This is a genomic window from Halogeometricum sp. S1BR25-6 (genome assembly GCF_031624495.1).
GTDB classification, from domain to species: domain Archaea; phylum Halobacteriota; class Halobacteria; order Halobacteriales; family Haloferacaceae; genus Halogeometricum; species Halogeometricum salsisoli.
This window is the reverse complement of sequence record NZ_JAMQOP010000003.1, coordinates 250,991-265,218: the sequence shown is the minus strand read 5'-3', so window position 1 is coordinate 265,218 and position 14,228 is coordinate 250,991. Positions and strand designations below refer to the sequence as shown.

The following is a 14,228-nucleotide window of genomic DNA, read 5'->3' as shown; positions in this document are numbered from 1 at the left end:
ATCACAGTGACGCAAACATGCCACGAGATAGCAGTAACCAGTCAAGGCGCCGGTTCATCGAGAAAACCGCCGTTGGTGGGGCCACGATCGCACTGGGTGGTCTAGCGGGATGTGTAGGTGGCTCGGGCGACGGTGGCTCGAGTGGTGATGGGTCATCGACGTCCTCGGGCAGTTCAGGCGGGTCTGGCGGCTCGTTGACTTCGATGGGATCCATCGCCAACCGACAGAACTCCTACTGGCTCAGTTGGGAGAAGGGGTACCTCGAGGCTTGCGAGGCCTTCGGCTACGAGACGAACGTCCAGACCAACAACGGCGAAGTCCAGACACAGCAACAGCAGTTCGACACGGCGGTGTCGAACAACGCGGACTTCATCGCCGGGCAGACCTACACTAACGCCGCCGCAATCACGCTCGCGGAGACGCTGGTGGAATCGGGCACTCCGGGCGTGCTTGCGGTCACCATCGCCGACTGGTACGTCCCGCAGGACGCCGGCAAGGAGTACGTGACGTTCTTTACACCCCACTTCGTCAACCACGCGTACAGCGCCGCGAAGATGCTGTTCGAGTCGATGGGCGGCAGCGGGACGTTCGTCCACATCGAGGGAAACCGAGGGACGGCCCCGAACATCGGCCGGAACAAGGGTGTCGACTTGGCGATGGAGGAGTATCCCGATATCGAGATGGCGGGGCCACGCCAACCGGGCAACTGGATCCGCTCGGACGCCCGCTCGGTCATGAACGACAAGGTCTCCCAGTTCGGCGACGAGATCGGCGGCTACTTCGGCCAGAACGACGCCGTCGCGCTGGGTGGACTCACTATCCTTGAGGAGAACGACATCGACGTGCCCGTCGTCGGCATCGACGCCAGCGAGCCCGGACTTGCGGCCATCGCCGAGGACCGGATGACCGGCACCGTCTCGGGCATGGGGCCGTGGCAGGCCGGCTGGTCGGTCGCGAAGTGCCACGACTACATCAACGGGCACACGCTCAGCCCCACAGAGAAGATGATGTCGTTCAACGCGCCGGTCTGTGTCAAAAATCCCGACGAGTGGATCGACACGATCGACCGACTCCCGGTCGTCGACGCGGCCGACTACAACGACGCGATCTTCTCGGGTGAGACACCCTACGACTGGACGAAGATGTCCGTCGTCGAGGCCGGTGAGGACGCCTGGGACCCCCAGATCGATATGCAGCCGATGAATCTCGCGGACATGAAGGAGGTCCTCGACTGGAAGGAGGCGGACAAGCCAAACGATTACAGCCTGCCGGGCGTCTACACCGACGAGGCCACCCAAGAGGAAACGACCCAACTGTACAGCGATCAATTCCAATCGAACCCGCTCAAGTAACTTTCATCACACACCCCCATGGCATCAGAGACATACACAGAGGAGATAAACGCGGACCGAGCCAGCCCGACTGGCGGGAACGACCACAGCTTCCGTGTCGAGGGTATCTCGAAGTCGTTTCGCCACGTGCAGGCTCTCAAAGACGTGTCGCTGGCAGTCGACCACGGCGAGGTCATCGGTCTAGTCGGAGAGAACGGTGCGGGCAAGAGCACGCTGCTGAACATCCTAACCGGCGTGTTGGAGGCCGACGAGGGCCAGCTGTACGTCGACGGGGAAGCGGTCACGTTCACGAATCCGCGTGAAGCGGCGAACTACGGCGTCTCGCTCGTCCACCAAGAACAGGACGTTATCACGACCATGCGGGGGTACGAGAACCTCTACCTCGGGCGGGAGATGGAGCAGTTTGGGGTCCTCAAGAAAGAACAGATGCGCGAGGAGGCCCAGGCCTTCGTCGACGACCTGGGCATCAACATCGACGTGGACGAGCGCGTGCGCAACTACACGTTCAACGAGCGCCAGATGCTCGAGATCGCGAAGGCGTTCCACGTCTCCCAGAAGTCCGAGAATCCCGTCATCCTACTGGACGAGCCGACAGCCGGGCTGGAGGAAAGCGGCCGGAAGATCCTCTTCGACCTCGTGAACGACCTGCGAGACCGGGCAACGTTCGTCTTCGTCTCCCACGAACTCGACGAGGTGTTGCAGATATCCGACCGCATCTACGTCCTCAAGGACGGGGAGCGCGTCGACGACACCACCGCGGCCGACGCAACCACGGATTCGCTGCAGCAGGCGATGGTCGGCCGGGAGACCGCCGACGAGTACTACCGAGTCCCCGACCAACAGCGCGAGGCCGACCTCGGCGAGACGACGATGACCGTCAAGGAAGTGGTCCACGAAGACACAGTCGGTCCGGTATCCTTCTCAGTCCGCGAGGGGGAGATATTCGGCATCGTCGGTGTCGAGGGCTCGGGCAAGCAGCGGTTGGGCCGCCTACTTGCCGGAGACCTCGACACGGTCCACGGTTCGATATCCGTCGACGGCACCACATTGCAGAGTCCGACGGTCTCCGACATGGTCGACGCGGGCGTCGGCTACATTCCGAAAGACCGGAAGTCCGAGGGCTTGCTGCTCTACCAGTCGGTGTTGGTCAACACCTCCCTGGCGATGGTTCGGGACATGAACGGCAACATGCCGCTGCTCGATCTAGACGCCGAGGAGGAGGCGACCCGCAACGCCATCGAGGAGTTGTCGATCAAGACGCCGGGACCCAACGCGCTGGTGCACGGCCTGAGCGGCGGGAACCAGCAGAAGGTCGTCATCGCCCGCTGGCTGGCTCAAGAGACCCCGGTGCTCGTGATGGACAACGTGACTCGGGGCATCGACGTCGGTGCCAAAGAGGAGGTGTACCGTCTCTGCCGTGAACTGACCGACCAAGGCGTCTCGATCGTCTTCATCGGCGACGAACTGCCCGAGGTCATCGGTATGTCCAACCGTATCGCTGTGATGGCGAAAGGCGAGTTCGTCGGCGAGCCCTTTGACGCCTCGCCGGGCAACAAACCGACCGAAGAAGACCTGATACAGGAGATGATCTGACAATGAGTACAAGTAATTTGAGCGAATGGATAACCGCCCAACGAGAGCAACGCACCCTCCACGACTGGATACAGGATCTCGGCCCGTTCGTCATGCTGTTCGGGCTGATGATCACATTCACGTTTACGACGGAGCGCTTCTTCACCGAGGGTAACCTGCTCGACAACGTGGCGAAGAACGCGGTTACGCTGCTGCTAGTGGCGCTGGCGGGGACCTTTCCCATCCTCCAACAGAGTATCGACCTCTCGGTCGAATCGGTCGTGCTGCTGACGGGCGTCGTAACCGTCGTCCTGATCTCACAGTTCGGTCTGGGCCTGCTGGCCATCCCGCTCGCCATCGGCGTCGGGATGCTCGCCGGCCTGTTCAACGGCATCGTCTTCACGAAGCTCAAAGTGCCCTCGTTCCTGGTCACACTCGGAACGCTCTCGGTGATGGCCGGAGTCGGGAAAATCATCACCGGTGGTTCGACCATCACCTTCCGGAACCCCGCCATTCGCACCATCTCGACCGGGGACGTCTTGGGCATCCCCAACCTCGTGCTCTGGGGGCTGCTCATCTACCTGGTCACCATCGTCTTGGCCTTCCGAACGAAGTTCGGCCGGTACTGCTTCGCGCTGGGTGAGAACGAGCGCGTCGTCGAGTTGGCTGGCGCGAAGGTCGACCGCTACAAGATCTACCCCTTCGTGCTGTCGGGACTGCTCTGTGGTACTGCTGGCGTCCTGCTGACACTGCGCATCTCGTCGGCCTCTCCGAACATCGGGAGCGGGCTCTTGCTGCCCAGCATCGCCGCCATCGTCATGGGCGGGACGGCGCTGACCGGCGGCGTCGGTGGGCCTCACCGAACGATTTTGGGCGTGCTCGTCATCGCAGTCCTCAACAACGGCATGAACCTGCTCGGCATCGACTCGTTCGTCCAAGAGATAATCCTGGGGCTCGTGGTCGTCGCGGCGGTCGCCCTGTCGATCGACCGCGAGAAGATCGACGTGGTGAAGTAGAGCGACTCTTTCCGGGTTTCTTTTCTTCTGCTTCTACACCCACCTGTTGGATTTGCGACGTCATGCTCCCCGGTAGCGTACCGTTCGGTATGAGACGCACGCTAGTCGCGCTAAACGATTCACTACAGGGACTGCGCGCGTTCGAGTACGCCCTTTCGACCTACAACGACGACGCGTTCGTGCTCGTCCACGTCATCGATTACAGCGAATCCATCACCGACCCCAACCGTGGCGGCCGAGGGCGACTGGAAGGCTGGTACCAGAAGGCAACCGAGGACGCTGAGGAACTATTGTCAGAGGGCACGGGAGCGCTGGACGAACACGGCGTCTCGTGACGACAGTCGCCGCGGGCACGGAGTACTAAGAGGTGCTCACCCCGCCCGGTTCAGGCAGTGAAGCCGCCGTCCATGACGAGATTGTGCCCCGTGACGAAAGACGACTCGTCGCTCGCGAGAAACAGCGCCGCGTCCGCAACCTCCTCGGGTTGGCCTGCGCGCCCCAGCGGCGTCTGATCGAGGATGCCGCCGGCCGTGTCGCCGTCCTCCATCGTCATCGCCGTCTCGATGAACCCCGGGTTGAGGGCGTTGACGCGGACGTCGTACTCGCCGTGTTCGACGGCCAACTCTCGGGTCAGGTTCGTCACCCCGCCTTTCGAGGTACAGTAGAGGGAGGAGTTCTCCAAGCCGCGGATGCCGCCAATCGAGGACATGTTGATGATGCTGCCACCGTCGTCTTGGTCGCGCATCACTCCGATGGCCGCCTGACTCCCGAAGAACACGCCCTTGAGGTTGATATCCATGAGCCACTCGTAGTCCTCCTCCGTGACGTCTCCCAGCGGCTTTTGACGCTCGACCCCGGCGTTGTTGACCATTACGTCCAGCGAACCGAACGCCTCGACGGTGGCGTCGACCGCCGCGTGGAGGTCCTCGACCGAACTGACGTCGCAGTGAACGAACTGTGCCTCTCCACCCTCGCTCTCGATGAGTTCGTGTGTCGGTTCACCGCCCATCCGCGGGTCTTCGCGGACGTCGGCGACGGTGATGCGCGCACCCTCCTCGGCGAACCGCCGAGCGATGGCCCGTCCGTTGCCGGAGGAACCACCGGTGACCAGTGCTGTCTTCCCTTGCAGTCGCTCGGACATGACAGGCTAGGGTGCTACTGCCGCTCAATTAAGTGTTTCTCGCGCTCAGGCCCAGGTTTCCACTCTCCGGCTCAACTCCGCGCGCTGGCGCAGGTGTCGTGTACTGACTGACTCCGGGTGATGACTCTGTGCGGGTCAAACGATCACTGTCGACACACGAACTGCCGCCGCTTACCCAAATGTTTAATAATGGCTCACTTGACGTACACCACGAGATGTTAGACAGTGGCTCACTCGTAGTGGACTCCGTGTCACACTGCTTCAACCACACGCCAGAGAATCACAAACACCCACACGCACAGATCTGGGACGACGAGACGTACGAGCTCGGTGCGAAGCTCCTCCCCGACGGCTACGTACCGTCCGAAGAGGTGTTCTACCGCGACCACCAGCCCGAAGAGCTCGCTCGGCTCCTCTTCTTAGAGAGTCAGATCGACTACTCGGTCTACCACTCCCTGCCGCTCGACGACTACTTCCACGACGGCTACGTCTCCCGCGAGAAGGGTTTCGAGTTCATGGAGCAGAACCCCGAGCGCGTGTCGATGTACGTCGACATCAACCCGCTCGAAGACGACGCGGGCGACCAGATAGAGGAGTTCGCCGCGAAAGACGGAGTCGAGGGCATCAAGTTCTATCCCGCGCGCTACCAGAACGGCAACGACCTCTCGCTCCAGTTGACCGAAGAGGCCGTCTGGCCCCTTCTCCAGCGAGTCGCCGACTCCGAGGTCGACACGCTGGCTATCCACAAGTTCATCCCGTTCGCGACGGCGCCCGTTCGCTACTTCAAGCCCGACGACGTCGAGGACGCGGCCAACTCGTTCCCCGACGTCAACTTCGAGATCATCCACGCGGGCTTCTCGTTCGTAGAGGAGACGGTGCTCGCGATGGCGAGCCACGACAACGTCTACGCCAACCTCGAGAACACCGCCTGTCTCGTCAACACCCGACCGCGGAAGTTCGCGAAAGCGCTCGGTGAACTGCTCTACTGGGCCGGCCCGGACCGCATCGTCTACGCCGGGGGTGCGACGGCGCTGCACCCTCAGCCACCCATCGACGGCATCCGGAACTTCGAGATGCCCGAAGACCTGATCGAAGACTACGACTACCCCGAAGTCACACAGGAGATGAAAGAAAAGATCCTCGGCAAGAACGCGCTTCGGCTCCTCGACAAGGACCCCGAGCAGATCAAGAAGGACATCCAGGGGGACAAGTGGGACCAGCTCCGCACGGAACGCGAAGAGAGCGGCGACTTCCCCGCCGAGCCGTGGTCGACGTACGAAGCCGACTCGGCTCTCGCGTCCGACGACTAACCATGTCCGCACACACCGACCCCTACGCGCGGACGGAAGAGGCCACGCACGTCACGCCGAGCACGGAGTTCGACGACGAGCGCAAGACGAAGGTCAAGGCGCAACTGGACGAGGTGCTCGACCCCTGTAGCTGTATGAGCGATCACCCGATCAGCATCCTCGACCTCGGTCTCGTCGAGTCCATCGCGGTCGACGGCCGCGACGTGGAGGTGACGCTCCTCCTGACCTCACAGCGATGTACGTACTTCCTCGACATCAACGACGAGGTGCGCGAGCGCGTCGAGTCGCTCGACGAGGTCGACGGCTGCGAGGTCCACCAGGACACCAGCGGTCAGATCTGGACCAACGACCGGATGTCGACCGAGGAACGGGAGGCTCGACGGCAGCGGTTCCACGACCAGATGGACGCCGCTGGCGTTACCCCCTACGCCGAACGCTCGGACTGACCGCCGGAACGAAGTCGACTGATTCGATTCGTTCGACTCGTCGACATTGCGTTCTTTACGATTTCACACCCAGTTGGATAGGGTCGAACCGCCCCGCGAAAACACAAAAACACCAACGCACGCGGTTCACACTGCCCGCTACGACGCCGCTTCGATCTCGTCGAGTGACTCGGGGTTCTCGATGCTCGACATATCGCCCAGCTCCTCGCCTTGATAGATCGACGAGATGGCCCGTCGAATCACCTTGCCGGACTGGGTCTTCGGGAACTCGGGGACGAAAAGGATCTCACGCGGGCGGAACGGTTTGCCGTACTCCTCGCCGACGAGCGTCGACAGTTCGGCCCGGAGCTCATCGCTTCCTTCGAAGCCGTCTTCGAGCACGACGTACGTCACGACTGCCGTGCCGGTCGTCTCGTCGGGGACGCCGACGGCCGCAGCCTGATTTACCCTCTCGTGTTCGGTGAGGACGCCCTCTATCTCCGCGGGGCCGACCTTCCGCCCGGCGACGTTGAGCGCGTCGTCCGCGCGGCCGTGGAGGAACCAGAAGCCGTCCTCGTCCTTCTGCGCCCAGTCGCCGTGGTTCCACAACGGCGGGTCGGTGAACGTCGACCAGTACTCCTCCAGGTAGCGCTCGTCGCCGCTCCAGAGGCTCTTGGTCATCGACGGGCAGGAGTCGCGCGCGACGAGGAAGCCGCGTTCGTGTGTGTCGGCGATGGAGTTCCCGGAGTCGTCGACGATGTCGATGTCCATCCCGAGCCCCGGCCCGCCGAGCGAACACGGCTTCAGTGGCTGGGTCGGCATCGGCATGAGGAAACAGCCGCATATCTCGGTGCCGCCGGAGATGTTGATGATCGGTGCCTCGCTCCCCCCGACGTGCTCGTAAAACCACTGCCACGATTCGGGGTCCCACGGTTCGCCGGTCGACCCGAGCAGGCGTAGCGAGGAGAGGTCGTGTTCCTCGACCCACTCGTCGCCGTGTTTGCGCAGTGCTCTGATGGCCGTGGGGGAGATACCGAACGTCGAGAGCGAGTGCCGGTCGATCATCTCCCAGAACCGATCCGGCTGGGGATGGTCGGGCGCCCCCTCGTACATGAACACGGTCCCACCGAAGGTGTGATTGCCGATAATCGTCCACGGACCCATCATCCAGCCGATGTCCGAGACCCAGAAGAAGCGGTCCGAGGGTTTGTGGTCGAATCCGAAGTAGATCTCCTTGGCGCACTGTAGCTGTACGCCGGCGTGGGTGTGGACGATGCCTTTCGGTTTGCCGGTGGTCCCCGAGGAGTACAGCAGCATCGACTCCTGTGAGGAGGGCAGCGATTTGGTGTCGTACTCGTCGTCGTGGCCCTTGATCGCGTCGTCCCACCACTCGTCGCGTTCTCCCATCGGAACCTCGGCGTCGTCGCCGAGGCGGTCGTAGACGACCGTGTGCTCGACGTGGCCCGCTTCGTCGATGGCGTCGTCGGCCGCTTCTTTGAGCGTGAGTGACTTGCCGCGCCGGTAGAAACCGTCACCCGTGAAGAGCACCGAGCACTCCGAGTCTTCGATCCGCGTGGCCGTCGCCTCGACACCGAATCCGGAGAATATCGGAACCGCGATGGCGCCGACTTTGAAACAGCCGTACAGAATCGCGATGACCTCGGGGACCATCGGCATGTACATCCCCACGGTGTCACCGGTCTCGACGCCGACCGATTCGAGATAGTTCGCAACCTTGTTCGACTGTCGAGAGAGTTCGTGATACGTCACCTCTCTGATGTCGCCGGGTTCGCCCTCGAAGAGACACGCGACGGAGTTTCTCGTCTCAGCGTCGGCGGCAGCGTGGCGGTCCACCACGTTGTGTGCGAGGTTGAGTTCACCACCCGGATACCACTCGGTGAACTGGGGGCCGTCGGTGTCGTCACGGATCGTCTCGTACGGCTCGTAGAAATCGATGCCGAGGTACTCCGGCATGGTGTCCCAGAACCACTCGACGCCCGACGCCTCGACGCCGTCGACCTCCTCGGTGGTTCGGCGGATGAGTTCGTCGTAGTCGTCGATGTCGTACGTCTGCATGAACTCGTAGACGTTCGTCGACTCGACGAACTCCCGGGTCGGTTCGTGGACGATGGATGGCTCTTCGTGGGTGCCGTCTGTCATGGTTGCGCGTCTCTAGGTTGCCACAGCAATAGATATAAAATATCGGGGTTAACGTGGCGGATTCGTCGAGACGTCCCGGTCGAACGCCGCAGTCGATCAACCGGACTCTCCAGTCACTCGAACTGACCGGCCGCTCCGTACTGACGTCCGAGGTCGACGTAGTGCTGGTGGACGCGGTCAATCTCCTCACGCTGGTCGTCCGTGATCGGTTTCGTCTCGGCCGGCGCGCCGTAGGCGAGGTGCCCTTCGGGAATCGTCTGACCCTGTAGAACCACCGCACCGGCGGCGACGATGCAGTCGGATTCGACCGTCGCATCCCGGAGAATACGGCTCCCCATACCGACGAGGGAGTGGTCCTCGACGGTCGCGTAATCGACGACGGCGTTGTGACCGACGGTGACCTCGTCGCCGAGGATCGCGCCGTGGAGCATGGTGAACTCCTGGACGTTCGTCTCCCTGCCGACGACCGTGGAGCCACCGTCTCCCCGAAGACACGTGAACGGCCAGAGGCTCGCACGGTCACCCACTACGACGTCGCCGATCAGGTACGACTGCTCCGAGACGAAGGCCGACTCCGCGACGGTCGGTGTCGCCTCGTCGAAAGTGCGCTGCATACCCGCAATGCGAGGATAGGACACTATAGTGCTACCGGGACCGTTCAAGAACTGAGACGGGACGGCACGGAGCGTAACGGGACAGTGAACGACGCCGAGGTCAGCCTTCGGACGCGAGCCGAAAGCCGACGTGACGGTTACCGCCCGACGACGACACGACGGTCGGTATTACTTCACTCCCTACTTCGAGTACGTCCGAGCAGTCCTGGAGTTCTCCGGTGAGTCGGACGGGTCCGAAGTCGGCGATGAGTACGACGGGTGTCTGGCCAGCGAACGCCGGGGCCGGTACAGCTACCTCGGTGAACGTGACGACCGTTCCCCTTGCAGGCAGTGTCTCTTCCGATAGCTCGTCGTCGCCACAGCGCGGACACACCCGTCGAGGGGGAAGCGACCCGTGGCCCGCCGGACAGGAGAGGTAGTAGCCGGTGTCGGATTCAAGCGCGTCGAGCAGGTCGTCGTAGCCTTCTTCTCTCGGTTCTCGCATCAGGAACGCACCTCGAGGACGTGGACAGTCGCACTCGCGACGGTTCCACCGGCGTTGTGGGCGACGGCGACGGAGGCGTCGGGGACCGCGCTACTGTTGACGTGGTCGCCGCGGAGGAGCTTCGTCAGCTCGACGACCTGGCTCACGCCGGTCGCCCCGACCGGGTGACCTTTCGCCTTCAGCCCACCCGAGAGATTGACCGGGAGGTCGCCGTCTCGTGTCGTCTCACCGCACGTCGCGGCGTCGATAGCACCACCGGGGTCGTACAGCCCCAACCCTTCGAGCGCCAATACCTCGGCGATAGTGAAGCAGTCGTGGACTTCGAGCAGGTCGACGTCCGCTGGGGCAACCCCGGCGTCGTCGTAGGCGACCATCGCCGCTCGCTCCGTCGCAGGGGTCCGCGTGAGCGACTCTCGGTTCTGCAAGGCGAGCGAGTCGGTGCCCTGTCCGGACCCCGTAATCGAGACTGAAGCGTTCAGGTCGTGATTCTCCGCGTACTCCTCGCTGACCAGGACGCACGCACTTGCCCCGTCGGTGATCGGACAGGCGTCGTACAGTCCGAGCGGGTCGGCGACGGTGGGCGCTTCGAGAACGTCGGTCGTGGATATCTCCCGCTGGAACTGGGCGTTCTCGTTTCCGAGTGCGTTGCGGTGGTTCTTCACCGCGACCGCGGCGAGGTCCGCTCGCGTCCCGCCGAACTCCTCGAAGTACGCGCGTGCCATGAGCGCGTACGCACCGGGGAACGTCACGCCGGCGCGACTCTCGTAGAGGTCGTCCGCCGCCATCGCCAGTCCCTCGGTCGCTCGCTCCGTCGTAACGTTGTGCATCCGCTCCATCCCGCCGACAAGGACGACGTCGACCGCTCCCGACCGGACCGCCTCGACCCCACTCCTGAGTGCGACGCCGCCCGACGCACACGCACTCTCGTACCGTGTCGCTGGTGCGGTCACGCCCGCGGCCTCTGCCATCAGCGGTCCTTGGTGTCCCTGCCGTTCGGTGACCGTTCCGGCGAAGTTCCCGTAACAGAGGCGGTCGATATCCGCCCTCGGGACGCCCGAGTCTTCGATGGCGATACGGGCCGCCTCTCCGAAGAGGTCGCGCCCGGTCCGTTCGGGAGACGCACCGAACGCTGTTGAGCCAGCACCGGCTATGCGAACTGCATGCATACGTTACGATTATTCCCGTCCCGATTGTAGGTGTTGCGGTCTCTGGACACCGAATTATGGGTTCTTTCGGTGTCGTTTCCGGTGCTCCTTCGGTATCCACTCACTACGACCGGCTACCCCACACGACGTGGAGAACCTCCCGCTGGCTGCGGTGGGTCGACATTTCTGACCGCAGTCCGGGGGAACGTATTTATCGACACGAGGTATCGTATTCCATGCTATGTATCAGATACTCCTCCCGGTAGACGACGAAATCGATCGGGCGGCTGCTCAAGCTCAGTACGTCTTAGGGCTCCCCGGTGAGACAGATGAGGTCACCGTGACAGTTGCTCACGCCTATCGCGATGAGCCAAGCGATGCCGGTGGTGACAGCTTCGACGAGGAAAGTCCGGGCGTCATTGAAGCAGTGGATGTCCTCTCTGCTGCTGGCATCACGATCGAACAGACCGAACTGTATGTTCCAGTCGCGGAGTCGATCGTGAATCTGGCGAACGAGATAGGCGCGGACGAGATCGTGGTGTGCGGACGAAACCGCTCACCCACCGGCAAAGCGCTCTTCGGGAGCGTCACCCAGTCGGTGGCGCTTGATTCACCAGTTCCGGTGACTATCGTCGGAGCGAAGTGAACCCACCGATAAATCGGTGACTTGGCACACCCGGCGTCGGTTCTCTCTGTAGCGAGCGATCTCAACAGTCTGCCGTCGGAGCTCATCGTGACGGTTACGAGCTGACAACAGGGGCCGAACGAACACTTTGAGTCGACTCGGTGCTTGCCACAGGGCAGGTCAGTTCGTCGACGATCCGGGCCGTGCGTTCGACGAACTGCGCGTTGCCCCCAACGAGTTCGTCTCCCGGTAGTGGATGTTGTCCTCCATTCCGATATTGACAAGAACTATTATGAGCGTCTGCGTGCATTGTTGATGTACGATGCAGACAGATCTACCAGCAATTGCTGATGAGTACGGGGTGTTGATCGACGGCACCGAGCGTGCGGCGTCGTCCGGCGAGGTGCTCACCGTCCACGACCCGGCGACAGGTAAACCGTTGACGACGGTCGCCTCTGGGACCGAGGCCGACGTTAACGAGGCCGTCGACGTCGCCCAAGACGGCTTCGAGACCTGGCACGGGTACACTCCCGCCCGCCGGTGTGAGATACTGAACGACGTTGCCCGAGCCATCCGGGACGAGAAGGACCGACTCGCCCGCATCGAAACCCTCGAGAACGGAAAACCGCTCTCCGAGGCCGTCGGGCAGGTGGAGCGCTGCGCGCGCCACTTCGAGTACTACGGTGGCCTGGCCGACAAAATCGAGGGTGAGAGCATCCCGCTGGACGACGGTCACGTCGACTACACGGTTCGGGAACCCCTCGGTGTCACCGGCCACATCGTCCCGTGGAACGTCCCGGCCTACCTCTTCGCAAGGAGCGTCGCTCCGGCGCTCGCAGCCGGGAACGCGGCGGTGGTCAAGCCGGCCGAGGAGACGCCGATCGGAGCGCTCGAACTCACGAAACTTCTCCACGAGAACGGCGTTCCACCGGCCGCGGTCAACGTCGTTCCCGGCGAGGGCGTTTCCGCGGGGGCGGCGCTCTCGGGGCACCCCGACATTGGGAGTGTGACGTTCACCGGGTCGAGCGCGACCGGCCGCGAGGTTGGGAAGGCCGCCATCGAGAACCTCACCGAACCCCACCTCGAACTCGGTGGCAAGAGTCCGCTGGTCGTCTACGACGACGCCGACCTCGACGTCGCCGTCGACGAGACGATCAAAGGCATCTTCGCGACGAATTCCGGCCAAGTCTGCTCGGCGTCCTCCCGCGTCATCGTTCAAAACGAGATACGTGACGCCTATCTCGACAAACTCGTCAGCGCTGTCGAGGGTCTCTCCATCGGTCCGGGCATCGACGACCACGATGTCGGCCCGCTCGTCTCGGCGACCCACCTCGATACGGTTGCGGAATACCTCGAGGTCGGTCGTGAGGAGGTGGGCGAACCGCTCACCGGTGGGGCAGTGCTCGACCGCGAGGGGTATTACGTCGAACCGACGGTGTTTGCGGACGTCCCGCAGGACGCACGGCTCCTCCAGGAAGAGGTCTTCGGGCCGGTGCTGACCGTGAGCACCTTCGATGACGAAGCCGAGGCCATCCGGCGGTCCAACGACGTGGACTACGGGCTCGTCGCCGGCGTCATCACAACCGACATGGGCAGAGCCCACCGCTTCGCGCGCGACGTCGACGCCGGCCAGATCTACGTCAACGAGTGGTTCGCTGGTGGCAACGAGACTCCCTTCGGCGGCTTCAAAGACAGCGGCATCGGTCGAGAGAACGGAACGCAAGCCGTCCACAACTACACCCAACTAAAGAACGTCTGTCTCAACATCTCGAAGTGAGCCTACTCGGGGGACGTCTACTACCGCTTGCCTGCTCGGGGCCTCGGGCCAGCGGGAGCGATTCGAGAGTACAACTATCGGTGGAAAATCGAGAGTGGGTACAAGTTCATCAAGCGGTTCATGACGGCCACCACGTCGAAGAATTTCGTGCTGCGGTTCTTCCACTTCGCGTTCGCATCTCTGCTGTATTCGATTGGAGAGTGGTCGACCTCCTTGTACAAGCCGATCTAACGGGTGAGTACGAGCGGTCACCGGTCGTGACCGCGAATACGGTTCTCACGCTGTTGAAGAAGCTGACTGGAGTCGAGTAGGTTGACTTCGAGATGAGTGTCCGTCGGTTCACGAACGACGGTGCAGTCTAGCTGGCGGCTTTTCGCCATGACTAGTTGGGATTGTTATATTATCCCTGACTGGAACGAGAACGAAGTCGCTCTCCATCTCAGATTCAGCCAAATCTACGCATTACCACCGTTCTATAGCCTCCGTAGTCTCACCCCACCGACGAGATTTGATATAGCGATATAAGATACATAAGTGCGTCTAACGACTGTGTACAGGCTGCTACCCACCGAAAACGAACGTTTCGCAGGTCCGCCAATTTACTTTG

General features: G+C 62.5%; 13 protein-coding genes and 1 pseudogene. 9 read left to right on the top strand and 5 right to left on the bottom strand.

Annotated features, from left to right (window positions below):
* Positions 1-203 precede the first annotated feature (203 nt).
* From NDI76_RS16395 to NDI76_RS16380, 4 genes are all read left to right on the top strand, one after another.
* Positions 204-1,352, top strand: coding sequence for a sugar ABC transporter substrate-binding protein (locus NDI76_RS16395; RefSeq protein WP_310925214.1), 1,149 nt, complete (start codon positions 204-206; stop codon positions 1,350-1,352).
* Between the two features lie 18 nt (positions 1,353-1,370).
* Positions 1,371-2,945 carry a sugar ABC transporter ATP-binding protein gene (locus NDI76_RS16390; RefSeq protein ID WP_310925213.1) on the top strand — a complete coding sequence of 525 codons (1,575 nt, stop codon included), beginning with the start codon at positions 1,371-1,373 and terminating at the stop codon, positions 2,943-2,945.
* Positions 2,946-3,037: 92 nt separating this feature from the next.
* A complete protein-coding gene (locus tag NDI76_RS16385) occupies positions 3,038-3,940 on the top strand; it encodes an ABC transporter permease (protein ID WP_425498379.1) in 903 nt (300 codons plus the stop codon).
* An 89-nt stretch (positions 3,941-4,029) separates the two neighbouring features.
* Entirely contained in the window at positions 4,030-4,275 is a 246-nt protein-coding gene (locus NDI76_RS16380) for an adenine nucleotide alpha hydrolase family protein (protein WP_310925211.1), read from the top strand.
* Positions 4,276-4,325: 50 nt separating this feature from the next.
* Here the strand turns inward: NDI76_RS16380 and NDI76_RS16375 are convergent, their stop codons facing one another.
* Positions 4,326-5,081: an SDR family NAD(P)-dependent oxidoreductase gene (locus tag NDI76_RS16375; protein WP_310925210.1), complete on the bottom strand. Its 756-nt coding sequence runs from the start codon at positions 5,079-5,081 to the stop codon at positions 4,326-4,328.
* Between the two features lie 239 nt (positions 5,082-5,320).
* On the opposite strand from NDI76_RS16375, the gene NDI76_RS16370 reads away from it, so the two are divergent.
* Together NDI76_RS16370 and NDI76_RS16365 are read left to right on the top strand one after the other, a co-directional pair.
* Positions 5,321-6,391 (top strand): amidohydrolase family protein, encoded by a 1,071-nt coding sequence (locus tag NDI76_RS16370; protein WP_310925209.1) that lies wholly within the window; start codon positions 5,321-5,323, stop codon positions 6,389-6,391.
* 2 nt (positions 6,392-6,393) lie between these two features.
* Positions 6,394-6,837, top strand: coding sequence for a metal-sulfur cluster assembly factor (locus NDI76_RS16365; RefSeq protein ID WP_310925208.1), 444 nt, complete (start codon positions 6,394-6,396; stop codon positions 6,835-6,837).
* Between the two features lie 138 nt (positions 6,838-6,975).
* On the opposite strand, the gene NDI76_RS16360 is transcribed toward NDI76_RS16365, so the two are convergent.
* The 4 genes from NDI76_RS16360 to NDI76_RS16345 all read right to left on the bottom strand — a co-directional run bounded on the left by NDI76_RS16360 (position 6,976) and on the right by NDI76_RS16345 (position 11,240).
* The gene (locus tag NDI76_RS16360) at positions 6,976-8,976 is read right to left on the bottom strand and encodes an AMP-binding protein (protein ID WP_310925207.1); all 2,001 of its coding nucleotides are present in this window, start codon (positions 8,974-8,976) and stop codon (positions 6,976-6,978) included.
* A gap of 113 nt (positions 8,977-9,089) precedes the next feature.
* On the bottom strand, positions 9,090-9,590 hold the full coding sequence (locus NDI76_RS16355; protein ID WP_310925206.1) for a gamma carbonic anhydrase family protein: 501 nt from the start codon (positions 9,588-9,590) through the stop codon (positions 9,090-9,092).
* A gap of 100 nt (positions 9,591-9,690) precedes the next feature.
* On the bottom strand, positions 9,691-10,074 hold the full coding sequence (locus tag NDI76_RS16350; protein ID WP_310925205.1) for a Zn-ribbon domain-containing OB-fold protein: 384 nt from the start codon (positions 10,072-10,074) through the stop codon (positions 9,691-9,693).
* Positions 10,074-11,240, bottom strand: coding sequence for a thiolase domain-containing protein (locus NDI76_RS16345; protein ID WP_310925204.1), 1,167 nt, complete (start codon positions 11,238-11,240; stop codon positions 10,074-10,076). Before NDI76_RS16345 ends, NDI76_RS16350 begins: the two co-directional genes overlap by 1 nt.
* 220 nt (positions 11,241-11,460) lie before the next feature.
* On the opposite strand from NDI76_RS16345, the gene NDI76_RS16340 reads away from it, so the two are divergent.
* The 3 genes and pseudogenes from NDI76_RS16340 to NDI76_RS16330 all read left to right on the top strand — a co-directional run.
* On the top strand, positions 11,461-11,865 hold the full coding sequence (locus NDI76_RS16340) for a universal stress protein (protein WP_310925203.1): 405 nt from the start codon (positions 11,461-11,463) through the stop codon (positions 11,863-11,865).
* Positions 11,866-12,166: 301 nt separating this feature from the next.
* Entirely contained in the window at positions 12,167-13,621 is a 1,455-nt protein-coding gene (locus tag NDI76_RS16335; RefSeq protein ID WP_310925202.1) for an aldehyde dehydrogenase family protein, read from the top strand.
* A 54-nt stretch (positions 13,622-13,675) separates the two neighbouring features.
* Positions 13,676-13,932 (top strand): annotated as a pseudogene (locus NDI76_RS16330) (transposase); the annotation flags it as partial.
* Positions 13,933-14,228: the final 296 nt, after the last annotated feature.